General features: G+C 67.0%; 23 protein-coding genes. 14 read left to right on the forward strand and 9 right to left on the reverse strand.

The genetic code is table 11. From position 1 onward, the window contains the following. Nucleotides 1-11: 11 nt before the first annotated feature. From WD026_RS02035 to WD026_RS02060, 6 genes are all read right to left on the reverse strand, one after another. Entirely contained in the window at nucleotides 12-686 is a 675-nt protein-coding gene (locus tag WD026_RS02035) for a GntR family transcriptional regulator (RefSeq protein WP_425721992.1), read from the reverse strand. 37 nt (nucleotides 687-723) lie between these two features. Then, nucleotides 724-1,677 (reverse strand): PDR/VanB family oxidoreductase, encoded by a 954-nt coding sequence (locus tag WD026_RS02040; RefSeq protein ID WP_425721993.1) that lies wholly within the window; start codon nucleotides 1,675-1,677, stop codon nucleotides 724-726. Beyond that, nucleotides 1,674-3,209: a Rieske 2Fe-2S domain-containing protein gene (locus tag WD026_RS02045; RefSeq protein ID WP_425721994.1), complete on the reverse strand. Its 1,536-nt coding sequence runs from the start codon at nucleotides 3,207-3,209 to the stop codon at nucleotides 1,674-1,676. The genes WD026_RS02040 and WD026_RS02045 overlap by 4 nt, the downstream gene beginning before the upstream one ends. Nucleotides 3,210-3,338: 129 nt before the next feature. After that, nucleotides 3,339-4,091 (reverse strand): hypothetical protein, encoded by a 753-nt coding sequence (locus WD026_RS02050; RefSeq protein WP_425721995.1) that lies wholly within the window; start codon nucleotides 4,089-4,091, stop codon nucleotides 3,339-3,341. A gap of 11 nt (nucleotides 4,092-4,102) precedes the next feature. Further along, nucleotides 4,103-4,861, reverse strand: a complete 759-nt coding sequence (locus tag WD026_RS02055; protein WP_425721996.1) for an aldolase — start codon at nucleotides 4,859-4,861, stop codon at nucleotides 4,103-4,105. Then, nucleotides 4,851-6,026, reverse strand: coding sequence for a M20 family metallopeptidase (locus WD026_RS02060; protein ID WP_425721997.1), 1,176 nt, complete (start codon nucleotides 6,024-6,026; stop codon nucleotides 4,851-4,853). The genes WD026_RS02055 and WD026_RS02060 overlap by 11 nt, the downstream gene beginning before the upstream one ends. Nucleotides 6,027-6,191: 165 nt before the next feature. Here WD026_RS02060 and WD026_RS02065 point away from each other — a divergent pair, with 165 nt between their 5' ends. From WD026_RS02065 to WD026_RS02105, 9 genes are all read left to right on the forward strand, one after another. Beyond that, nucleotides 6,192-7,652 carry a hypothetical protein gene (locus tag WD026_RS02065; protein ID WP_425721998.1) on the forward strand — a complete coding sequence of 487 codons (1,461 nt, stop codon included), beginning with the start codon at nucleotides 6,192-6,194 and terminating at the stop codon, nucleotides 7,650-7,652. Between the two features lie 84 nt (nucleotides 7,653-7,736). Further along, nucleotides 7,737-8,927 carry an RpiR family transcriptional regulator gene (locus WD026_RS02070; protein WP_425721999.1) on the forward strand — a complete coding sequence of 397 codons (1,191 nt, stop codon included), beginning with the start codon at nucleotides 7,737-7,739 and terminating at the stop codon, nucleotides 8,925-8,927. Then, on the forward strand, nucleotides 8,924-9,739 hold the full coding sequence (locus WD026_RS02075; protein WP_425722000.1) for a GSU2403 family nucleotidyltransferase fold protein: 816 nt from the start codon (nucleotides 8,924-8,926) through the stop codon (nucleotides 9,737-9,739). The genes WD026_RS02070 and WD026_RS02075 overlap by 4 nt, the downstream gene beginning before the upstream one ends. A gap of 12 nt (nucleotides 9,740-9,751) precedes the next feature. Continuing rightward, nucleotides 9,752-10,717, forward strand: a complete 966-nt coding sequence (locus WD026_RS02080) for a c-type cytochrome domain-containing protein (RefSeq protein ID WP_425722001.1) — start codon at nucleotides 9,752-9,754, stop codon at nucleotides 10,715-10,717. An 848-nt stretch (nucleotides 10,718-11,565) separates the two neighbouring features. After that, the gene (locus tag WD026_RS02085) at nucleotides 11,566-12,408 is read left to right on the forward strand and encodes a serine/threonine-protein kinase (protein ID WP_425722002.1); all 843 of its coding nucleotides are present in this window, start codon (nucleotides 11,566-11,568) and stop codon (nucleotides 12,406-12,408) included. Nucleotides 12,409-12,417: 9 nt separating this feature from the next. Beyond that, on the forward strand, nucleotides 12,418-13,572 hold the full coding sequence (locus WD026_RS02090; protein WP_425722003.1) for a hypothetical protein: 1,155 nt from the start codon (nucleotides 12,418-12,420) through the stop codon (nucleotides 13,570-13,572). A gap of 329 nt (nucleotides 13,573-13,901) precedes the next feature. Then, on the forward strand, nucleotides 13,902-14,900 hold the full coding sequence (locus WD026_RS02095; RefSeq protein WP_425722004.1) for an adenosine deaminase: 999 nt from the start codon (nucleotides 13,902-13,904) through the stop codon (nucleotides 14,898-14,900). Nucleotides 14,901-14,911: 11 nt separating this feature from the next. Next, on the forward strand, nucleotides 14,912-15,457 hold the full coding sequence (locus WD026_RS02100; protein WP_425722005.1) for a non-canonical purine NTP pyrophosphatase: 546 nt from the start codon (nucleotides 14,912-14,914) through the stop codon (nucleotides 15,455-15,457). After that, entirely contained in the window at nucleotides 15,454-16,248 is a 795-nt protein-coding gene (locus WD026_RS02105) for an SIR2 family protein (protein ID WP_425722006.1), read from the forward strand. Before WD026_RS02100 ends, WD026_RS02105 begins: the two co-directional genes overlap by 4 nt. Nucleotides 16,249-16,416: 168 nt before the next feature. Here the strand turns inward: WD026_RS02105 and WD026_RS02110 are convergent, their stop codons facing one another. Then, a complete protein-coding gene (locus WD026_RS02110; RefSeq protein ID WP_425722007.1) occupies nucleotides 16,417-16,719 on the reverse strand; it encodes a GIY-YIG nuclease family protein in 303 nt (100 codons plus the stop codon). 268 nt (nucleotides 16,720-16,987) lie between these two features. Between WD026_RS02110 and WD026_RS02115 the strand changes: the two genes are divergently transcribed. Beyond that, nucleotides 16,988-17,284, forward strand: coding sequence for a hypothetical protein (locus tag WD026_RS02115; RefSeq protein ID WP_425722008.1), 297 nt, complete (start codon nucleotides 16,988-16,990; stop codon nucleotides 17,282-17,284). 75 nt (nucleotides 17,285-17,359) lie between these two features. Then, a complete protein-coding gene (locus WD026_RS02120; RefSeq protein ID WP_425722009.1) occupies nucleotides 17,360-17,722 on the forward strand; it encodes a DUF805 domain-containing protein in 363 nt (120 codons plus the stop codon). A 23-nt stretch (nucleotides 17,723-17,745) separates the two neighbouring features. Here WD026_RS02120 and WD026_RS02125 read toward each other — a convergent pair whose 3' ends face one another. Then, on the reverse strand, nucleotides 17,746-18,963 hold the full coding sequence (locus WD026_RS02125; protein WP_425722010.1) for a hypothetical protein: 1,218 nt from the start codon (nucleotides 18,961-18,963) through the stop codon (nucleotides 17,746-17,748). Between the two features lie 131 nt (nucleotides 18,964-19,094). Between WD026_RS02125 and WD026_RS02130 the strand changes: the two genes are divergently transcribed. From WD026_RS02130 to WD026_RS02140, 3 genes are read left to right on the forward strand one after another with little or no spacing between them, the layout of a single operon-like run. After that, nucleotides 19,095-19,997: a glutamate ABC transporter substrate-binding protein gene (locus WD026_RS02130; protein ID WP_425722011.1), complete on the forward strand. Its 903-nt coding sequence runs from the start codon at nucleotides 19,095-19,097 to the stop codon at nucleotides 19,995-19,997. Between the two features lie 17 nt (nucleotides 19,998-20,014). Continuing rightward, on the forward strand, nucleotides 20,015-20,677 hold the full coding sequence (locus WD026_RS02135; RefSeq protein ID WP_425722012.1) for an amino acid ABC transporter permease: 663 nt from the start codon (nucleotides 20,015-20,017) through the stop codon (nucleotides 20,675-20,677). Further along, the gene (locus WD026_RS02140; protein WP_425722013.1) at nucleotides 20,674-21,474 is read left to right on the forward strand and encodes an amino acid ABC transporter permease; all 801 of its coding nucleotides are present in this window, start codon (nucleotides 20,674-20,676) and stop codon (nucleotides 21,472-21,474) included. Before WD026_RS02135 ends, WD026_RS02140 begins: the two co-directional genes overlap by 4 nt. A gap of 12 nt (nucleotides 21,475-21,486) precedes the next feature. Here the strand turns inward: WD026_RS02140 and WD026_RS02145 are convergent, their stop codons facing one another. Then, nucleotides 21,487-22,209, reverse strand: a complete 723-nt coding sequence (locus WD026_RS02145) for a hypothetical protein (RefSeq protein WP_425722014.1) — start codon at nucleotides 22,207-22,209, stop codon at nucleotides 21,487-21,489. Nucleotides 22,210-22,321: the final 112 nt, after the last annotated feature.

A 22,321-nucleotide genomic window follows, 5' to 3' on the forward strand; every position in this document is an offset into this window, starting at 1 on the left:
CGGGCGTGTCCTTATGCCGCCAGCGGCGCGGTGGACTGCAGGGTCTGCAGGTGTTCCACCAGGTTGCGCCCGGCCAGGCTGGCATGGTGTTCGGCCAGGTGGGCTGCGCGGTCGGCATCGCGGTCGTGGATGGCCTGCACGATGGCTTCGTGCTCGTCCCAGATGATGCTGCGCCCGCTGCTGTGCTGCAGCACCGCGCCCATGACCCGGCGCAGGTGCACCCATTGCAGCGAGGCGTTCTCGATCAGCAGCGGGTTGCCCGAGGCTTCGTAGATGGCGCTGTGGAAGGCGGTGTCGGCCTCGATCATGGCCTTCACGTCCTGCCCGGCGGCGGCGGCACGCCCTGCCTCGATCAGGGCCAGATCGATGCGCTCGCCGCGCTCGGCCGCCAGCCGCGCGGCCAGGCCGTCCAGCGCACCGCGCACCCGGTACAGGTGGCCGATGCGCTCGGGCTCCAGCCGGGCCACCACCAGCCCGCGCCCGGGGGCCTCCTGCAGCAGCCCGTCCTTCTTGAGCAGGCGCAGCGCCTGCAGCACCGGCGAACGCGACACATTGAGCTGCTCGGCCAGGTCTTCCTGGGTGATGCGTTCGCCCGGCGCCAGCGTGCCGGCGCTGATGGCGTCCAGCAAGGTCTTGTAGACCTCGTCCACATAGTCGGTTCGGCTGCTGATCCGGGCCAGGTTCATGTCAAGGTGTGATCGGGTTGGGTGGCAGAGGGGCGGTTCAGAGATCGAGCACCAGCACCGGGCTGCGTGCGCGCGACACGCACAGCGTCAGGCAGTGGGCCTTCTCGTCGTCGCCAAGTATGTAGTCATTGTGTTCCACCTCGCCTTCGAGATAACCCACCTTGCAGGCACCGCACAGCCCTGACAGGCACGACGTGGGCACACCATGCCCGGCCGCCTCCAGCGCCTGCACGATGGACTGCGAAGGCGTCACCGGCACCGTGATGCCCTGGCGGCTCAGCCGCACCTCGAACGCGCCGGCCGGCAGGGCAGAAGCCGTGCTCACCGGCGGCTTGAAGTGCTCGCAATGCACCGTGCCCGCCGGCCAGTGCGCGCTGGCGTCGGCACAGGCCTGCATGAAGCCGCCCGGGCCGCAGTAGTACAGGTGCGTGCCCTCGGCCGGCACCCGCAGCAGGGCCGCGATGTCCAGCCCCCGGGCCGGGTCGCCCTGGTCAAAGTGCAGGTGCAGCCGGCCGGGTGGCACCAGGTCCTGCAGCTCGTCCAGAAAGGCCGCATGGTCGGGCGTGCGGGCGCAGTAGTGCAGCTCGAACGACTCGCCCCGCGCGTGCAGCGTGTGCGCCATGGCCTTGAGCGGCGTGATGCCGATGCCCCCGCCCAGCAGCACGCTGTGGCGCGCACCCTGGGCCAGCGCAAAGGCATTGCGCGGCTCGCCCACGGCCAGCCCGTCGCTCACCTTCACCTTGTCGTGCAGGGCGGCCGAGCCGCCGCGCCCGGCCTTCTCGCGCAGCACGCCCAGCGTCCAGCGGCGGCGGTCGGCCGGGTCGCCGGCCAGCGAGTACGAGCGCACCAGCGCGCCGGGCAGGTGCACGTCCACATGCGCGCCGGCCTGCACCTCGGGCAGCTCGCCGCCGTCGGGCCGCACCAGCTCGAAGGCATGGATGCCCTCGGCCTGGCGGCGGATGGCCTGCACCCGCAGGTTCAGCGTGCTCAAGCGGCCCTCCGCGCCAGCACGTCCTGCTGCAGGGCTTCCATCTTCGTCTTCACGAAGTCGGCCCGCTCCTGGCCCTTGAGGGTCTCGGCCTGGGTGATGATGGCCACCACCTCGCGCGCCAGGTGGCGGCGCAGCGTCACCTCTTCTTCGCGGGTGCGGCCCACTGGCAGGTCGAACACGTTGCCCGAGCAGTAGCTGTTGGGCGCGCCGCCGTTCTCGCGCAGCCAGTTGGCAAACTCCTGCGGCGTGGCCTTGGGGTTGGTGCCGCGCACCGCATCGCGCAGCAGCTTGCGGAACATGTAGAGGCCGGCGTCGAACTTGGTCGGGTTCTCCAGCGCATGCACCGCAATCGGCCGCTGGCTGATGATGGCCTCGTAGTCGCCCGGGGCGTACTGGCAGTCCTTGTAGTTGGCGCGGGCGCGGTGGTCGCTCGGGATCGGCGGCATGTCTTCCAGCTTGTACTGGCCGAAGCGCTCCGGGCGGCGCATGGCCACCTGGCCTTCCAGGAAGTCGATGGTCTCGTAGCCCACCAGGCTCTTGTCGCCCACGCCGCGCGTGTCGATGCCCGGGCCCATCACGCGCCAGCCGATCATCTTGCTGTTCTGGTCGTCCACCGGCACGGTCCAGCGGATCATGTGGAAGCGGCTGAACAGCTTCTTGGCCTTGCCGTCTTCGGAGGTGTAGGCGTGCAGGCTCAGGTTGGGCAGCACCTGGTGCTGCACCCGGATGAACATGTGGTCGTCGTCCGAGCGGCGAGCGCCCGAGCAGGCCAGGCCGCGCCCGCCATGGATCGGCACGAAGTGCATGTCCGGCGGCACCTCCATGCTGGCGGCACCCACTTCGTCGAACGTGGTGCCCTGGTAGTGCTCGCCGGTCACCTGGCGCTTGGCGTGCAGCGCCATGGTGTGGAAGTTGTCGGCCGCGTTGTCCTGCACCTGCAGCCAGTTGGCGTGCTGGAAGTTGCTGTAGGGCACCAGCTCGTCGCCGTCGGCCACGGTGAAGTTGCCTTCCCACTCGGGGAAGGGCGGCTCCTCTTCCGGCGGGCCCATGTAGGCAAAGATCAGGCCGTGCCGCTCGAAGGCCTTGTACGCGCCCTGGCGGATGCTGCAGCGGTAGCGCTCGCCTTCTTCTTCCTCGCCCTGCGGAAAGGGCACGCGCAGGCAGGTGCCGTCGATGTCGAACACCATGCCGTGGTAGCAGCACGAAATGCCCTTTTCTTCGATCTTTCCGTACTCCAGCGAGGCACCGCGGTGCACGCAGTGCGCATGCAGCAGGCCGATGCGGCCGCTGCCGTCACGGAAGCACACCAGCTCCTCGCCCAGGATCTTCAGGAAGCGCGGCGTGTCGGTCAGCTCCATGGCCATGCACACCGGGTGCCAGAAGCGGCGCATGTACTCGCCGGTGGGCGTGCCCGGGCCCACCTCGGTGAGCTCCGGGTCGTGGCCCGGCACCTTGTTGGTGAAGTAGCCGCCGTAGGGGATCAGCTTCTTCTCGGTCGGCTCGGCCAGGGTGTTCTTGTCGCGGGTGTTCACGGGGCGTCTCTCCTCGGGTGGTGGGGTGGTTGGTGGCCTTGTGTATTCTGTATACAAAGCTCTGTATACAAAGAATACGGGCAAAACAAAACCCGGCTGAACCGGGTTAACCCTTGGAGAGGGCCGCCCTCACGCCCAGCCCGTCAGCTCCCACCGGAAATGGTCCTCCAGCGACTCCGCCTGCGAATCCCAGCCGTTGCCCGACATCAGGTAGCGGCCCGATGTCTCGCGGGCCACAAAGCGGCCCACCTCGGGCGCCAGCCACAGGCGGTCGCGGCGTACGGTGTCCAGGCGGGTGAAGTCCTCGTGCTGCAGGCGGATCAGCCGTTCCACCCGCAGCGCGCTGAAGCTGCCGGCCTTCACCGTGATGCGCTCCCAGCCCATGGAGTCGGCCTGCACCTGGATGGCAAAGCGGAACGAGCCGCCGTCCATGCGGTAGCGGGTGAACAGCGACTGCCGGCTGCCCGGCACCCACGCGGCGGGCCACAGGGGCACCGGCTCGTCGAGGTTGAGCGGGTAGTCCCACGCCGCGTCGCGCAGCAGCTGGCCCCAGCGGCCGTGCCGCTCTTCGGGCAGATCGCGCCCGCTGGCCGAGCGGCGGGCCACCACCACGGTGTCGCCCACCGATGCCACCGATTCCGTCACCGTGTCCAGCTGCGCGCTGTTGAACTGGTTGAGCAACGCATAGGTCCAGCGCTGGCCCACGGCCGGGGCCCGCATGCGCGCATCCGGCCCCGGGCCGGGCAGGGGGCTGCGGGCCAGCGGGGGCAGGGCTTCAAACGGCACCAGCGCGCAGCCGGTGGTGGCCAGCAGGGGCAGGGCAGCGGCGCCCAGCAGCAGGCGGCGGCGGGAGTGGGTATGAGTGGGGGTGTGTTCAGACATGGCGTACCTCGTCACAACGTACGACGCAAGGCCTCGAAAAAGAGTTCCGACTGCAGCCGCTCGCCCTGCATCTGCGCCGCCACCCGGGCGGCCAGCGCCGCGTCCACCGGTTGCAGCGGGCTGCCGGTGGACGCCGCCAGCACCTGGGCCTGGCAGGCACGCTCCAGGTAGTACAGGTCGTCAAACGCATGGTCGATGCGCGGGCCGCACACCACCACGCCGTGGTTGCCCAGAAAGGCCACGTCCGCCCCCTGCATGGCGTGCGCAATGCGGTCGCCCTCCGACGTGTCCAGCGCCAGGCCGTTGTAGAGCGCGTCCACCGCCAGCCGCCCATGGAAGCGCATGGCGTTCTGCGACAGCGCGGTGTCCAGCGCGCGCTGCTGCGTGAGCGTGAGCGCCGTGGCATAGGGCATGTGGGTGTGCAGCACCACCGCCTTGCGGGCAATGCGGTGGATGCCGCTGTGGATGTGCATGGCGGTCGATTCCACCGGGTGGCGGCCGGCCAGCGGCTGGCCCTGCAGGTCGACCATCACGATGTCGTCGGCCTGCACCTCGCTCCACAGCAGGCCGCGCGGGTTCAGCAGAAAACGGCCCGAGCCGTCCGGCAGCTCCACGCTGAAGTGGTTGCACACGCCTTCCGACAGGCCAAAGTGCGCCGCCGCCCGCAGGGCCAGCGCCAGATCGGCCCGGGCCTGGGCCACCGTGGGGCTGCGGTAATCACTCTCGTGTTGATTCATGGCAATTCCATCGGGATTGATGTCAGGCGGCATGCCAGTCGGCCACCAGCGCCTCGAACAGCTGCTGCGCCTGCGGAATGCGGTCCACCACGCAGTACTCGTCGGTCTGGTGCGCCTGCGACGGCTCCCCCGGCCCCAGGATGACGGTGGGCGGCATGCCCAGCAGCGGGCGCAGGGCGGCCGCGTCGGTGAAGTAGCTGGCCACGGCGGCGCGGGCGGGTTCGATGGGCAGGGCCGGGTGCCGTGCCGAGGTGTCCAGGGTGAGCGCCTGCACCCGCTGCATCCACGGGTCCTGCGGGCCGGTGTAGACGGCCTCCAGGTCCAGCAGCGGCTCCAGCCGCACCTCGCCCCCGGCGGTGGCGCACAGGCAGCGCAGCACCTGCGCATGCGGCATGCCGGCCACGGTGCGGATGTCCACCGTCATCTCCGCCGCATCCGGCACCGAATTGATGTTGATGCCGCCCTGGATGGTGCTCACCGTCAGCGAGGGCGAACCCATCTCCGGGTGGGGCGGGGTGTCGAAGTCGTGCTTTTCCAGGGCGAGTGCGGCGCGGGCCAGCTTGTAGATGGCGTTGTCGCCCAGGTGCGGCATGGAGCCGTGGGCCGTCTTGCCCTGCGCCAGCGCCTTGAGCCAGAAGGCGCCCTTGTGGCCGCGCAGCGGCGCATTGGCGGTGGGCTCGGCCACCACCAGCGCGCCGGCCTGGCCCACCCACTGCCGCGCCTCGGGCTGGCGCGCCAGGTGGAAGGCGCCGTCGCAACCGGTCTCTTCCCCGGCCGTGATGATGAGCGTGATGCCCGCGCCGTCGCGCGCCATGTCGGCACAGGCCAGCGCCGCCACGGTGAAGGCGGCCACGCCGCTCTTCATGTCCGACGAACCCCGGCCGTACAGGCGCCCGTCCACGATATCGGCGCCCCACGGGTCCTGCGTCCACCCGGCCGAACCCAGCGGCACCACGTCCACATGGCCGGTAAAGGCCATGGGCGCCCGGTCGGGCCGGCCGCCGATGCGCGCTACCAGCGTGCCGCGCCCTGGCGCCATGTCCACCACCCGGCACTGGTAACCGGCGGCCGAGAGCAAGTCGGCCAGCGGCTCGATGCAGCGCGATTCCAGCCCGCCCGGGGGCAGGGTGTTGATGCGCACCAGGGTGCGGGTGAGGTCGACCGGGTCGGGGAGGGTGGAGCGGGTGGATGAGGTCAAGGCAGTGTCCTGAAAGCGTCCGTAAGCCCCGGAGGTTTGCACGGCCCCCGGCTGGCGTCAAACCGCCACAGTTGCCCGAGCGACAGGCCAGAAAACGCTTGCTTTTGTATTGATCTGCCCGCCATCCCCGCCTAACATGCCCACAAACATTCAGGAGGAAGAGACATGCCCGGCACCCAGGCCCGCCACCCCAAGCCCACCGCGCTGCTGGCCAGCACCACCCTGGCCCTGCTGGCCGCCCTGGGCCCGGCCCACGCCCAGGAGCGGGTGCAGCCCACCGACGCCCAGCTCGACTGCGCCGGCATCGCCGCCGAACAGCAGCGCATGAAGGGCCTCATGGACGCCGGCCAGGGCGAACGCACCCTGGGCACCGCAGCGGCCGGCACCGCCGCCAACGTGGGCACCCAGGTGGCCACCGGGCAGGTGGCGGCCGGGCTGTTCGGCTCCCTGGGGGGCATCGCGGCCAAGCTGGCCGGCGCCACCGCCCAGGCCCAGACCGAAACCGCCCTGGGCCCCACCGACGCGGCCCGCGAAGCCGCCACCCGCGCTACCGCCCGCCACGAATTCCTGGCCCGCCTGGCCGACGCCCGGGACTGCGCCAACGGCGGCGGCAAGCCGCTCAGTGCGCAGGCCTTCGAGCAACTGGCCGCCGCACCCCCGGCCGGCACCCTGGCCATCACCCCCCTGAGCGCCGCCAGCGTGGCCCCGGCCCTGGCCGCCGCCCCCAGCCTGCTGCCCGCCGACAACCTGCTCGATGGCAAGGTGGCGCTGGCCGGCAAGACCGTCTTCCTCACCGAATACCGCGTGCTGTTCGACATGAGCGGCGAGGTCAGCGCCAACACCCGCGGAGGCTACCTGCTGGGCACCGACTACGGCGCCACCCGCGCCACCGTCACCTACAAGGTGCCCGAGCCCGACATCGCCGCCCTGCAGGCCATCACCGACCGCGCCTACGCCGACTTCAAGGACCGCCTGGCCGCCGCCGGCCTGAGCGTGCAGACCACCGAGCCCGAAGGCGGCGGCGTGTACAGCGCCACCGAAGCCGGCAGCGCCCCCGGCGCCCCGGTGTGGATCGACCAGAACGTGGGCCAGGTCAAGCGCCGCCTGCTGGTGCTCACCCCCACCGGCACCCGCTTCGTGTCGCGCGGGTTCGCCGGCATCGGCGCCGGCAACATCGGCAAGCGCATCGAATGGGGCGGCAAGAACTGGGAAGGCCTGTCGGTCACGCAGACGGTCAACATCGCCGAGCTGGAAAGCTCCGGTTCGGGCTCGTCCATCTGGCGGCGCGGCTCGTCGGCCGAGGCATCGTCCAGCCTCACCGTGGGCCTGGCCCCCGGCGACTTCCTGGTGCAGACCCACGTGGGCGGCGGCCTGCTGCGCATGACCCAGCCCCTGCCCGTGCCCGGCGCGTTTGCCAACTTCCGCACCGTCAAGACCTTCGACAGCGACAAGGACACCACCAGCCGCGTGGTGGGCACCCTGCAGAACCTCATGGGGCAGGGCGCCAACAAGGTCCTCAAGGTCGAGAAAGAGGTGGACGTGGACGGCCCCGCCCTGGCCCGCCTGTCTTACCAGGGCCTGGCCAGCATCAACCAGGCCGTGGCCCAGCGCCTGGCAGGGCGCTGAGGGGCATGCAGGCATTTCAAACATGTTCATGTTTTCTATCATGCGCATGTTTGATAACATGGCCGTGTTTGCAGGAGCTTGCACATGCCCATTCAACTTGATCGCGACCGGGAGAGCGCTGTGGTGGCCAGCCTGGCCGACCACTTTGCGGCGCTCGGCGCCCGATACACCGAGGCGGAACCCTCGGGTGCCGGACCCGCTGCCGACGGCGAGCTGCTGCGAGACGGCATGCGCTACGCGGTGGAGGTCAAGACCTCCACCCAGGGGCGTGCAGACCGTGTGATTCCCCTGCTGTCACAGGCCATCCTTCAGGCGCAACGGCACGCAGCCGACCAGAAAGGCACCCGGCCCATGGCCGTGTTGTGGATCGAACAGGCCCCGGAGGCCTTGTTTGCCCGGGTGGTGGCGTTTCTGGACGCCTACCGACCCAAGGCCGCCGTGGCCATCGTCACCCCTGACGGCGTGCGCCTGGTGCGCTGGAACGAAGACGGACCCTGCGACATCGCGGCCCCCGCATCCTCCGGCTTGCGCGCCGGGGCGAGGCGCCTGGGCGCCATTCGCGCCACGGCCCTCAATGCGTTCAACCCCTTCTCCGACCTGAACCAGTGGATGCTCAAGGTGCTGCTCGCCCCCGAGATCCGCGCCGAGTGGCTCAACGCCCCCCGGCACACCTACCGCTCCGGCACCGAGCTTGCCCAGGCCGCTGGCTGCTCCCAGATGAGCGCATCGCGACTGCTGCAGCACCTGCGGCAGGAAGGATTTCTGGACGAATACAGCGCCGGCCTGCGCCTGGTGCGGCGCCAGGAACTGTTCAGGCGCTGGCTTGCCGCAGCCCTGCGCAGGCCGCTCGACATGCCCATGCGCTTCAACGTGCGCGCAGCCGTCGCGCAGCAACTGAAGGCCCTGCTGCAGTCCGACCAGGTGCAGACCTGCCTGGGCCTGTTTGCAGCGGCCGACGCCCTGGGCGTGGGGCATGTGAGCGGCGTTCCCCCTTACGTGTACGTGCCCCAGCTGCCCGTGCTGGCACAAGACTGGAACAACCCGGCCTGGGCCCAGACATCCCGCCACCCCGACGGGCCTCCCGACTTCATCCTGCGCCAGCCCCTGGCTCCCCAGGCCACCTTCAAAGGCGCGGTCAACCAGGGCGGCGCCCTGTGTGCCGATGCCATTCAGGTCTGGCTGGACGTGTCCAGCCACCCGGCGCGGGGCCAGGAGCAGGCCGACCACATCTATGCCACGGTGCTGCAGCCGCTGGTGGACCAAGGCAACGTATGAACGACCTGGACGCCTTCGCCCGGCTGGTGCAGGCGCTGGACCCATGGCGGGGTCAGCTGGTCTTCATCGGCGGCTGGTCGCACCGGCTGCACACCCTGCACCCGCAGGCCAACCCGTTGGGCTTTCAGCCCGTGTTCACCAAAGACACCGATCTGGCGTTTCACCACCAGGTGCCGCTGGAGGGCGACATCAAGGCCGCCCTGGTGAGACAAGGCTTTGAGGAACAACTCTCCGGCGACACGCGCCCGCCCGTGGCCCACTACACCCTGGGCAACGAAGCCGATGGCTTCTACGCAGAGTTCCTCACGCCACTGGCCGGCAGCGGCTACAAACGCAACGGCCAGACCGACGCCACCCTGCTGGCCGGCGGCATCTCGGCCCAGAAAATCCGCCACCTCGATGTGCTGCTCACCGCGCCCTGGGTCATGCCGGTGGGCCCTGCCCAGGGCGTGCCGCTGCCGGCGCCGGTGGACCTGCGGGTGGCCCACCCGGTGTGCTTCATGGTGCAGAAGTTCCTCATCAAGAAACAGCGCACGCCCGACAAACACCGGCAAGACCTGCTGTATGTGTTCGACACCGTGCAGCTCTTCGGACACCTGCTGGAGCAGTTCGCCACCGACTGGCAGAGCGTGATCGCCCCCTCGCTCGACCCAGGGGCGCGCCACACCGTGGTGCAGGAATGCGCCGCCTCGTTCGACACCCTGACCGACGCCATTCGCGACGCAGCCCGCATCCCGCAAGACCGCCAGGTGGACCCCGAAGAACTGCGGGCCACCTGCCGGTACGCGCTCGGTCAGATACTGGCCTTTTGACGAAGCACGCCCATGCCCCGCCACTCCACCGCATTCACCCTGGCCTGCACCCTGGCTGCCACCCTGCTGGCCGGCGCTGCCATCACCAGCCCCCTGGCCCACGCCCAGACCACCCCACCCGCCGACACCTGGGCCACCCTGGCCCCCCTGCTGGCCGAGCGCTGCGTGATGTGTCACAACGCCAGCGCTGCCGCCGCCGGCCTGCGGCTCGACAGCCTGGAAGGGGTAAAGAAAGGCAGCACACGTGGCCCCGTGGTGCAGCCCGGCCAGCCCGCCAGCAGCGAAATCATCCGCCGCGTCAAAGGCACCAGCCAGCCCCGCATGCCCATGACCGGCCCGCCCTGGCTGGCCGATGCCGACGTGGCCCGGCTGGAACGCTGGATCAGCGCCGGCCTGCCCGAAGGCACGCCCGCATCAGCGGCCAAGACACCCAGCGCAACACCACTGCCCGTCGCCACCCGCCCCGCCCCCGGCCAACCCGTGACCTGGGTGCACGTGGCCCCGCTGCTGGCCACCCGCTGCGCCCAGTGCCACACCGACAACGGCGCCATGGGCCCCCCGCCCGAGGGCTACCGCCTCACCAGCTACGAGGCCGCGCTGGCAGTGGCCGACCGCGTGCGTGTGGTCCCCGGCCAGCCCGGCGCCAGCGAACTGCTGCGCCGCGTGCAAGGCCACTCCCGCCCCCGCATGCCCTACAACGGCCCGCCCTGGCTCAGCGCGGAAGACACACAACTCATTGCCGACTGGATCGCCCAAGGCGCCCGCAACGCCCAAGGCCAGCCCGCCCCGGTGCCCGTGGGCGCCAAGGTGCGCCTGGGTGGAACGCTGGACGCGCAGGGCCGGCTGGACGGCCTGCCCCTGCACATGGCCCCCGGCGCGCGCCTGGACAAGATGCCCCGGGCGGGGGAGGCGGCGCAGGTGCGGGGACGGGTGGGGGAGGGGGGACGGGTGGAGGTGGAGAGGGTGCGGCGGGATTGATGCGCTGCTCTGATCCTCTAGCAATCGATTTGAGTTGATTGACTGCTTTGCAGCGATTGCAGTCGTTTACGGCGCCACCATGAACGGCTGCGGTAAGCCGCATTGCTGCTCCAGCAGGAGCCACCATGGACGTCACTGTCAACACCCGCCAGGGCGGTATGGAGTCGCATCTGCAAGCGGTCGAGGGCATTAGAAGGTCAAAAGAAGGTGTCATCGCCAGAGATGCTCACGAACAATGTGCCCCGCCCCCTATGCTTGACCACTTGGCTAGCTCGAGACCTAATAAGAGTTTCTTCTATTGCTGCAGCAACTGCCAACCAATTGCCATGGTGATATGGGGCGGCAGATGCCTCTTGCTAAACTTGTTTAGAAGCAGCTTGAGAACAGCGCACCAATGAATCAAGAGAAAACACGGCCTGGAGGTCATGCCGAATTCGCTACTGAAGCGGACTTTGTGGAGAGCTTCGTCAACCGCTTGGCCAAAGGCCGGACTGCATTCGGGCGCGTACAAATCACCACTGAGTGGGACCATAGGTCCGGCGTTGTCGACGTACTTGCACGCCACCGTCGCAAGACTCTCGTGGCCTTCGAGGCTAAGCTCGAGAACTGGAGGCGCGCGTTCTATCAAGCGTATCGAAATACCGCGTACGCCAACAAGTCTTACGTCATCGTTCCCGAACACGTAGCCAGCAGAGCCATGCGGGACAGAGAAGAGTTCACGTTTAGGGGAGTGGGACTATGTTCATTCAATGGCTCAGCCGTGCAGGTGCTCATAGAGGCTACGGAGCAGGATGCCCTGCTCAGGTGGCTACGGGAGCAAGCGCACGAGCATTTCGACGCGCTATCCAATGAGCACCGCGCTAGACCTAAGCGCAGCAGCAGCAGACCTCTGCCAGAAGCGCGGCTTTGAGTTTCATGGGGAGCTCGGGAAGGGGGCGTTCAAGAGCGCATATCTTGCAAAGAGCGGCCCGACGCTATTTGCGCTAAAGCTGGCCGCAGTAACGGGCAGCCCTGAGCGCTTGATCCGTGAGGCCATGGCGCTGCAGGGGTGTTCCCACCCGGCGATCGCGACGCTCTTCGACGCCTTCCCGCACGCCTACGGCAGCATGCAACTGTGGGTGGTCTGCGAGGAGTACCTTGCCGGCGGCACGCTCGAAGCCAGACTAACGGGTGGCCTGCCCACGTTCGCGGTTCTTCGAACTATTGCTGTAACCCTCGCCGAGGTGCTTGAGCACCTGAACGCCAAGAAACTTGTGCATCGAGACATCAAGCCCGCCAACATCATGTTCCGGGAAGATGGGGCACCAGTCCTCACGGACTTCGGGATCGTGCGGATGCTGGACCAACCCACGCTCACCCAGGCGTTTCTCAACATGGGGCCTGGCACGCCTGCGTACGCGGCGCCAGAGCAGCTTACGAACGATAAGGCCCTAATCGACTGGCGCACAGACCAGTTCGACCTGGCCATCGTGCTGGCCGAATGCCTCCTCGGCCACCATCCGTTCGTCGAGTCTGGCAAGACGATCCACGACGCGATCATGAGCGTGGCGGCGAAGCAGGAGATGCCAGCTGCCAATGCTCGCCGGCTTGAGGTCCTTGGCTTCGGCTGTCTCATTAAAGCGCTGAAGCCGTGGCCCATCGCCCGATATCGCCGGCCTTCCGAGTTCATCGAGTCCCTGAAGCAACCCTGAGAGGAACCAATGGCGTCCTACCTGCAGTTCGGTCACGATTCGTGGAATCTCCTTGAGGAACGGGACATCGGCTCGTACGCGGGGCTGGTCCTCAGCCCTGTCAACGACGGGCCGACAGACGTCCAAGCGCGTCTCGCGCGCCTTGGCGATCTGCGCGATGAGCTCGAGGTCATCCTTGACCCGCAGATGTACAACCCAGCGGTCGACAAAGGCAAGATGGACCAATGGGCCTACTTCTCGGCTGACTTTGCAACAGCCGATCACGCTGACGCGGGGTGGTGGAGTCAGCGTGGTCGGGAGGTTGTTGAGCAAGGTGCTCAACTTAGCGTGGACGTGGTCTGCTCCCCGGCTCTGTTCCCAAGAGCCTTTACGGACGACTACTACTCCCTGATGGTTGAGGTCGCCGATGCCACCAAGCGCCACGCAGACGGGCATGGCGTCGAAACGATGCTGACAGCCATCGTGAGCCTTCGCGACCTCGCGAACCCCGCCCGAGCGATGGCCATTGCTTCGATCCTCTCGCGCAGCTCCTGCGAGCGAATCTACTTAACGTTCCTCAATGAGGACGTGCAGCCTCGAGAGCCGCTCAGAGATGGCGCAGGCATACCAACAGCTGTACACCTGATTCGCCTTCTCTCCGCGGAGATGCGGGTGCACGTCGCCTTTGTGAGCCATGACCTGGTCCTTTGGAAGCACGCCGGTGCGACCGACATCTCGACTGGCAAGTTCATGAACCTGCGGCGCTTCTCTCCTGGGCGATGGCAGGAGGAAGAACCCGGGGGACGCCAGGTCGCGTACTGGAACGAAGGGCCGCTGATGGCTCGATTGCGCGAAGCGGACGTCGCGTTGTTGCTGCGGCACGGATGGTTCGAAGGTCGGGACATGTCCGACAACCCCTCCGAGGCACGCATACTACAGATCATCCGCGGCGGTGCCGGCACACCTTGGCTAAAGTTGTCTTGGATGCAATACCTGAGATGGGCGAGCAACATGGAAGCCGTTTGGCACGGCAGCCCGGCCGCAGCTGAAGCATCACTGGACGCTGCAGATCGTAGTTGGGCCGAGGTTGTCGACCGCAGACGCGTCCTGTTCCAGGATAGGTTCAATAACGGGGACCACGTCCGCGCTTGGTTGAACGCATTGCGTGAGGGCAGCGCTAGATAGCTGGGCGCGCGCAGCTCCAGGCACATCGAGCACAACGCCGCAACGGACGCCGTCACCCTAGACCGGCTTTTTCTCCGAACGCACCGCTGAGTATTAAGTGGCTTGCAGGTCATCAGTTTTCTAGCTCCAAGGTTTCGGGCGGCCCCCAGCCGCACGCTTGCGATGGTTCAGACCGAACGAACTCGAATGGATCGCGAGTGCCATTGCGGGTCTCTGAGAAGACGCGTACTGCGGGTATCGCGCTAGCATCACAAATAGACGAGACCTAAGCCAACCTTCAGGGACAGAGATTGAATCAGCGGCAACTTGATCTACCCGGCCTCTTGGGCGTGGCCGACGACCTCGATGACGGCGGAGCGCAAGCACACGTGCTTGATCGGGGGGAACTACACGTACATTTGAACGGCGCTGTTCCGCTGTCGACCATTCAGGAGATCATTGCCGACGAAGCAACCTCGTTTCCGGCCGGGTTCGATCTCGAGCGGGACATTACCCGCCTTACCCCGTGCAAATCACTCTCTGAGTACCTCACGCCGTGGCAGTTGCTGCGGCTGTTCCCTAAGAAGCGTGCGAACCTTGACCGCCTCGCCCATGCTGTTTTTATGAGCCTGGCAGAGAACTCCGTTCGTTTCGTGGAGCTCCGCAGCAGCGTCCTGTACTTGACCGGACTTCAGAACTGCACGCCGGCGCAGGCATTGGAACGCCTTATCGAGTCGACAGGCAGGGCGGCTCAGCAATACGGTATCCGACGGGGCTTGATCCTCACCGTGACACGGGGCGACTACGGCGCCTCCAATCTCTGCACCCTCTTGCAGGCCTACGAGGACATCGGACGGCCCAAGGATGTTGTGGGGCTCGACCTTGCGGGGGATGAAGAGACGCCCTACTCGGCTGAACTGCCCGCGATGATTCGTGAGGCTAAGGACCGGTACGGCTTCGGCATCACGATCCACGCTGGAGAGACTGGTCGCGTGGAGAACGTACGAGCGGCAGTAAAGCTCTTCCATGCTGATCGGATCGGCCACGGCACGGCCGCCGGCAAAGACCCAGATTTGATGGACCTGCTGGCTGCCGAGGAAATCTGCGTCGAAGTGTGCCCAATCAGCAATCGGCTGACGGGGGCCGTTCCCCGCGATGAGGCCCATCCACTGCAGGAGTTCCGGCGCCGAGGTGTGCCGTTCGTGATCTGCTCCGACAACCCAGCGATCCACCAACACGGCCTGGCCGACGACCAAGCTGCCGCCATGGCCGAAGGCCTGTCTATCTGCGACATGCAGCAGCAGTACGAAATCGCCAAGCACTTTTCATTCATGGAGTGTCTGAATTGAAGATTCGATTCATGTCCGGCAACGAGCACAAGATCAAAGAAGTACAGCGCATCCTCGGCCCGGTCGGCGTGGACATCGTGCCGGTATCCAGAAAGATTGAGGAACTGCAGACACAGGACGTTCACGCACTTGTGCGGGACAAGCTGATCAAGGCGTTCCACGAGATCGGCCGCCCTCTGTTCGTCGAACACACAGGTCTGTATCTCAGTGGACTGAACGACCTTCCCGCAGGACTGACCCAGATCTTTTGGGACCGATTGGAAGCCAGGCGCTTCGCCGACCTCGTAGCCGCTCTGGGTGACGACAAGGTCACCGCAAAGACTGTACTTGGGTACTGCGACGGTCGCCAGATGCACCTTTTCGAAGGTGCAATCAAGGGTACTGTTCCGCGCGCACCTGTTGGGCCGGAGGACTTCCAGTGGGACTGCGTGTTCATCCCTGATGGCTACACAAAGACTTTTGCCGAAATGGGTACTCAAAAGGACGACATATCCATGCGCCGCCTAGCGCTGGACAGGTTTGCCGCTCACCTCAATACTTTGAAAGTCCCGGCATGAGAACTGAACTTCTCGAAGCCTATAGCAGCGGAAAGCTGATGCTGTTTGTCGGTGCCGGAGTGTCCGCAAACCTTGGTTTGCCGAGTTGGAGCCAACTGATTGCGCAGATTGCTAAGGAGCTGGGCTACGATCCGGCGGTGTTTGCCACCTACGGAAACTATCAGACCCTAGCTGAGTTCTACAAGAAGAAGAGAGGTGGACTCGGCGAGCTGCGGAGTTGGATGGACCGCGAATGGCACAAGCCCTCCACGGATATCAAGGCGTCAGATATTCACCGGCTGATCGCCATGGGCAACTTCTCGCGGATCTACACCACAAATTACGACCGGTGGGTTGAGATAGCCCACGCCGAATTTGGCGTGAAGTACGACAGGATTGCCAGCGTAGCGGACATGGTCGCTGTTAGGGATGGTCACCGGCAGATCATCAAGTTCCATGGTGACTTCGCAGCCGACGAGTCAATCGTCCTCGACGAGACCAGCTACTACCAGCGGCTGAACTTCGACACGCCGCTGGACATCAAGCTCCGCAACGACGTGCTGAGCAACTCCGTCCTCTTCATCGGCTACAGCCTTACGGACTTCAATATCCGGCTACTGTTCTATCGCTTGACCGAGATGTGGGGAAAGTCGCCACTGGCCTCTGTAAGACCCAAGTCATACGTCTTCACCAACCGCCCGAACCCGGCGGCCGAAGAAGTTCTCAGGCACTGGGGAATTGAAATGATCGTGTCCGATGAGGACGATCCGAAGACTGCGCTCACGGACTTCCTCCAGGAACTCGTGACCTAAGGAGGTGGGGTCAGGCTCGTACCATGAACCAATGACGAGACATTCGTCGATTGCCTGGTCATGACCGAAGCAGTCGCTCAGCCCGTCGAACGCGAATGACTGCACTCAGCCTGAAGCGGCCGCCCGGATTGCCAAGACAAACTTAAAACGGGTAACCCCGCAAGTGCCTTAGCCCGCAAACACGGGCCATCGGTTGTAGCCCACCACCGGATCATTCGCCCGGAGGGCAAGAATGAAGTGAACCTCCATGCGGTTGATCTCTGCCCGAGTCGCCGCCGGTGAGTGCCAGAGGATGTCTCGCGTGACCGTGAAGCTCTGTCGCTGTTCGGGGGGGAAATCGGCAGCGATCAATGCAGAGGATGCGCTGCCAAAGTAGTTGATGCTGTTGGTCCGGTCCTGTCCGACATAGATCTTTCCGTTGGGATAGGTGATCCGGTAAACGACGGCATCAAAAACCTGGGCGCTACTCATGTACGTGAGGATACCGTCCGCACATTCGGGAAGCCTTCGTCGACACAGTTCGCTGTTGCTTGCAATGCCTACCGGGCAGATCACTCGATCTGAGACGTTCAGTGATTACTTATGCCCCTGAGCCGCCAAGTCGTCACGGTCTCATCAAGACTTGCCCCGCAGCCAGTCCCACAATCCCCTCGGCTCGCAAAAGGCCACCCCCTGACCCCCTTCGATGCCCGGCTACCTCGCCGGTGTGGGGCCTTTGTTGCCTTTTGGAGTTGTTCCCATGTCCACCCCCGTTCCCCCGCCCATCCCGCATGCCGCCGTGGTGGCCAGTCTGGCCGCGTTGTCGCAGGAGGGGCTGGACTGTGTGTCGGCGCTGTGCACCCTGGTGCGCCAGGCGCGCGAGTCGCCCGACTTTCTGCGCAACCCCGAGCTGCTGGACCAGGCCCTGCACGCCATGGCCCTGGTGGCCGACAACACCGCTGCGCTGGTGGCGCAGCAGGCGGCTGATGCGGGTGTGGATGTGCCGGAGGCGCCGTGCCGGGTGCGGCGGTTGCGGGCGCAGGGGGTGGGCTGCTGACGCGCCCATGTCACAGCCCCGCGCATAGGCTGCGGCATCATCCCTCCCGCATCACAACAACCTCAGGGAGATTCCATGCAGTGGTTCATTCATGTATTGAAGCAGTACGCCACCTTCTCGGGCCGCGCCCGGCGGGCCGAGTACTGGTGGTTCGTGCTGTTCTATCTGGTGGCGCTGGTGGCGCTCACCGTGGTCGACCGGGCCTTGGGTTTCTGGTCGGCCGATGCCGGCATGGGGCTGCTCACCGGGCTGTACATCCTGGGCACCTTGCTGCCCTACCTGGCGGTCACCACCCGCCGCCTGCACGACCGGGACAAGTCGGGCTGGTGGCAGTTGCTGAACTTTGTGCCGCTCATTGGCCCGCTGGTGCTGCTGGTGTGGATGGTCCGCGCCGGCGACACCGGCAGCAACAGCTACGGGCCCGACCCGAAGGCCTGATGCCGGTCGGACGGCGCGGGTGGTCAGGTCGAGACCGGTTGCTTGAAGTGGTAGCCCGCTGCCTGCATCTCCTGGGCATGCCGTTGGGCCTGGGCCACCCACGATCGGCCTGCGGCGAGAACGTCGTCGATCTTTTGATCGAACCAGCCAAGCAGGGCGTCGTCAGGGTGGGCGCTCTTCGCATGGCGCCGGCCATGCTCGGTCAGCAACCGTCTCAGCGCATGCAGCTCCTGGATGACGGCAGCCACCGCATCGCACCAGTCCTTGGATCCGGGGCTGTTGTCGAAGGCCTGTGACTCCTGCTCGTCGATGGTATTGATGATCGGGTTGAAGGCCTCGATGAAGTCGTAGATCGTCCTGGACGTGTGGGGCCCCTCGCACTGCTTGATGCCGGAGAAATCGAGCAGGCCCTCCGACTCCGAGGAAGACGAGGTGGACGAGATGGACAGGTCCTGCTTCTTGGTACGGGTCTGGGCGAAACGGGCGCGACGGTCGTGCTGGGGCGCGGCTTTCGAGCGGGTCCGTTGGGTGGTTCGCGTTGCCACATCGCGGGAGGAGCGGTCCTCTTCGAACTGCCGTTCCTCGTTGGTCGGCTGGAACTGCAGTTGCCTGTTCTGCCTGGTTTCGGCCATCAGGGTGTTTCCGCTGTCAATCAGCCGGTCCATCCACAGCCGAAGGTGCGTGCTGTAGCCGTACCAGGTGTCAGCGTTCTCGGTGTTGATGGTCTGAGCGACCGCCACGATGTGTCGCACCTGCTGGATGAAGCCCATCGCCTGGGCGGGTGTCAGTCCGGTCTGTACCTCGGGCTCATCGAGTGCGTGGGCCAGTTGTTGGGAGAGTTGCAGCAGTTGGTCGAGCAAGCGGCCGGTTCGGGCGAGCCGGGTGACGCCGGAGTTCCACAGGTTGTCGGCCAGTTCCTTCGCAGACGGAATCTGCAGCGCGGGGGGCAGCCCGTGGCTGTGCAGCGGTTCTCCGGCCAGTCGGGCGAGTGCACGGTAGGCATTCAGCCGTGCTGTGGGCGAGGCGCTGGCGTCGGTGGGCGTGGGTGCCGCCGGTGGCGTGCCGGCCCGGGTGACCTGGCTGACCGCGGTGCGGATGCCGGTCTTGATCTGGCCCAGCGCTTCTGCCGCCAGGCGGGTGTCGATCCGGGGTCGGGGCATCGAGCGCAAGGCCGTGCCCATGCGGTGGGCCAGGGTCCTGGCGGGGGTGAGTGCGGTGGCGACAGAGCGGAGGGCGTTCATGCGAAGGCGGGCACAGTGGAGGATGGGGATACCGCGCTTTCGTCACAATTTGGTGATGAATGTCTCGCGTTCATCCGCTCGACGGTGAACTGCTATATATCGAGCTCCGCCGTCTGTCTCAGGGCCTTCCCATGCCGATCTCCTCCCTCTTCCAATCTGCCGCCCTCGCATTCGCCCTGGTGGCGGCTGCCCCGGTCTTTGCCCAGGGCGCACCCCTCAACGCCCCGGCCTTCGATGCCCTGGTGGCCCAGGGCCCGGTGGCCGATGCAGCCACCATCGCCGCCAGCCCCTGGGCCAGCAAGATCCGGCAGGCCGGCACGCTGCGGCTGGGGGGCACGCAGACGTCCAACCTGTTCTCGCTGCTGAACGAAAAAGACGGCCGTCTGCGCGGCTTTGACGCGGGGCTGGCGCAGATGCTGGCCCGCTACATCCTGGGCGATGCGGCCAAGGTGCAGTTCACGCAGGTGACGTCGTCCACGCGGGAGCAGGTGCTCATCAACAACCAGGTGGACGTGGTGCTGGCCACCTACTCCATCACCCCGGCCCGGGCCGAGAAGGTGTCGTTTGCCGGGCCGTACTTCAGTTCGCAGGCGGGGGTGCTGGTGAAGGCCAGCAACACGGCCATCCAGTCGACCACCGATCTGGCGGGCAAGCGGGTGGCCACGCAGGCGGGCTCCACCGGCCCGGCCATCCTGGCGCAGTTCGCACCCAAGGCCACCGTGCAGGAATTCCAGACCCACCAGGAGGCCCTGAACGCCCTGCGCCAGGGCCGGGTGGAGGCCTACGTCACCGATCACACCCTGCTGCTCAACACCCTGAGCCTGGGCGGCGCCGAGGCCCGGCTGGCCGGTGCGCCCTTTGGCGCGCAGGACGCCTACGGCATCGGGCTGCCCAAGGGGTCGGACGGGGTGGCCTTTGTGAACGCCTTTTTGAAGAAGGTGCAGGCCGACGGCACCTGGGCCAAGCTCTGGACGCTGACCATCGGCCAGCGCACCGGCAGCACGGCCGTGCCCACGCCGCCGGCCATTCCCTGACCACGGTCCCCTGACCCGTGACCGAACTGGCGCCGCTGCTGGCCGAGCACGGCCCTGCCTTTGTGCAGGCGCTGGGCCTGACCTGGAAGCTCACCTTCATGGCCTTTGTGCCCGGCGTGCTGCTGGGCACGGTGGTGGCGCTGCTGCGGCTGTTGCCGCTGCCGCCGCTGCGGGCCGCTCTCACGCTGTATGTGGAGGTGTTCCGCAACATCCCCAGCGTGGCGCTGCTGGTGTTCATCGTGTTTGCGCTGCCCGACCTGAACGTGCTGATCGATTACGAGCCCAGCGTGGTGCTCACGCTCATGCTGGTGTGTTCGGCCTTCACGGCCGACTATGTGCGCACCGGCATCAACACCGTGCCGGGTGGCCAGGCGCAGGCCGCGCTCAGCCTGGGCATGCGGCCGGCGCAGGTGGTGCTGGCGGTGGTGCTGCCGCAGGCGCTGCGTTCGGTGGTGCAGCCGCTCACCTCGCTGCTGATCGCGTTGATGCTGTCCACCTCGCTGGCCTCGCAGGTGCCGCTGCCGGGGCGTGAGCTGACCGCGCTGGTGTCCAAGATCGCCACCGACTCGGCCGCCGGCATGGCGGCCTTCGGCGTGGCCGCCGCGCTGTACGTGGCCAGCGGCCTGTTGATTGCATGGGCCGGCGCCACGCTGGACAAACGCCTGCGGATCCTGCGATGAACCGCCCGCTCGAAGACGTTCTGTTCGGTGCGCCCAGCCCGCAGGCGCGCACCACGGCGCGCGTGCTGAGTGCACTCGCCGCCGTGGCCCTGGTGGTGCTGGCGGCCGGGGTGGTGGCGGGGTTCCAGCAGGCGGGGCAGCTGGATGCGCGGCTGTGGCAGCTGTTCACCCAGGGCAGCACCTGGGCGTTTCTGGCCCAGGGTCTGCTGGGCACGCTGGCCTCGGCGGCCATGGCGGCGGTCATTGCGCTGGGCCTGGGCCTGGTGCTGCTGCTGGGCCGCATGGCGCAGCCCCGCGTGGTGCGCTGGCCCACGGTGGCCGTCATCGAGCTGCTGCGCGGCACGCCCACGCTGCTGCTCATCTATGTGTGTTTTCTGGTGCTGCCGCAGCTGGGCATCCGCCTCAGCACCTACTGGATGCTGACCCTGCCGGTGGGCCTGAGCACCGCGGCCGTGGTGGCCGAGGTGTACCGCGCCGGTGTGCTGGCCGTGCCGCGCGGCCAGGCCGACGCGGCGCGCAGCCTGGGCATGACGCAGGTCCAGGTGTTCCGGCACATCGTGTTCCCGCAGGCGCTGCGCTTCATCGTGCCGGCGCTGGTGGCGCAGCTGGTGATCGTGGTGAAGGACACCACCTTCGGCTATGTGGTCACCTACGGCGAGCTGCTGCAGAACGCCCGCGTGCTGGTGGCCAACCACAACACCCTGGTGCCGGTGTACCTGGTGGTGGCCGTGCTGTACTGCGCGGTCAACTACGCCATCTCGCGCGCCAGCCGGCGGCTGGCCCGGCCGGCGCACTGAGGGTGTCGACCCTCAGTTCACGGCCACCAGGCGCCGCTCGCGGTCGATCTGCCCACGGTCGTTCAGGCGCACCGACACGCGTTCGCCGAACCGGTTGGTGGCTTCGGCTTCGGCGTGCTTGCCGCCCAGGTGCAGCCAGCCGATGTCGCGGTAGCCGGCCTGCTGCAGGCGTTCCTGCACGGCAGGGGCGGCCCAGCGCCGGGTTTCCCACCGCTCGCGCTTGAGTTCGGTCATGAGGCCGTCGGCGCCGAATTCGAGCTGGGTGTGCGTGCCTTGCGCGTCGCGGCCCTTGAGCTCGACCTCGCCGTCGTCGTCGAAGTCGAGCTCCGTGACCTGGGCCAGTTCGCTGCGGCGGCTGGACTGGGCCACGGCCGGGGGCAGCAGGCGCGTCAGCAGGGCAGGGCTGAGGCTCTGGCCTTCGCTGGCCTTGATGTCTTCCAGGCGGCCAGCGCTGTCGGTCTCGATGCGCAGCCAGTTGCCTTCGCGGGTGCGGGCCGACCAGACGGTGTCGCCGTCCTTGCGGTCGGTGCGCTGGTGCAGCTCGGTCAGGCCCAGCCCCTGCAGGGCGGCGGGCAGCATGGCGGCGGGGGCGTAGGGCGCGGTCGCTGCGGTCACCGGGGTGGACGGCGTGGCCGGGCTGGCGGGCTGGGCCTGGGCCAGGGTCACGGCGCCCAGGGCCGCAGCCAGGCTGGCGGCCAGGGCAAGGGTGGTGAGGCGGTGGCGTTTGGGGGTCATGTGGCGATCTCCGGATCGGGTGCAGCCGGTGGCTGCGTGGTGGGTACTGTGCATCGGCCCGGCTCAACCGGGCCTCAACGGCCGTGGGCTTTGCTGCGGGCTCGGGGCCCTG

The organism is Hydrogenophaga sp. R2, assembly GCF_049843595.1.
GTDB lineage: Bacteria > Pseudomonadota > Gammaproteobacteria > Burkholderiales > Burkholderiaceae_C > Hydrogenophaga.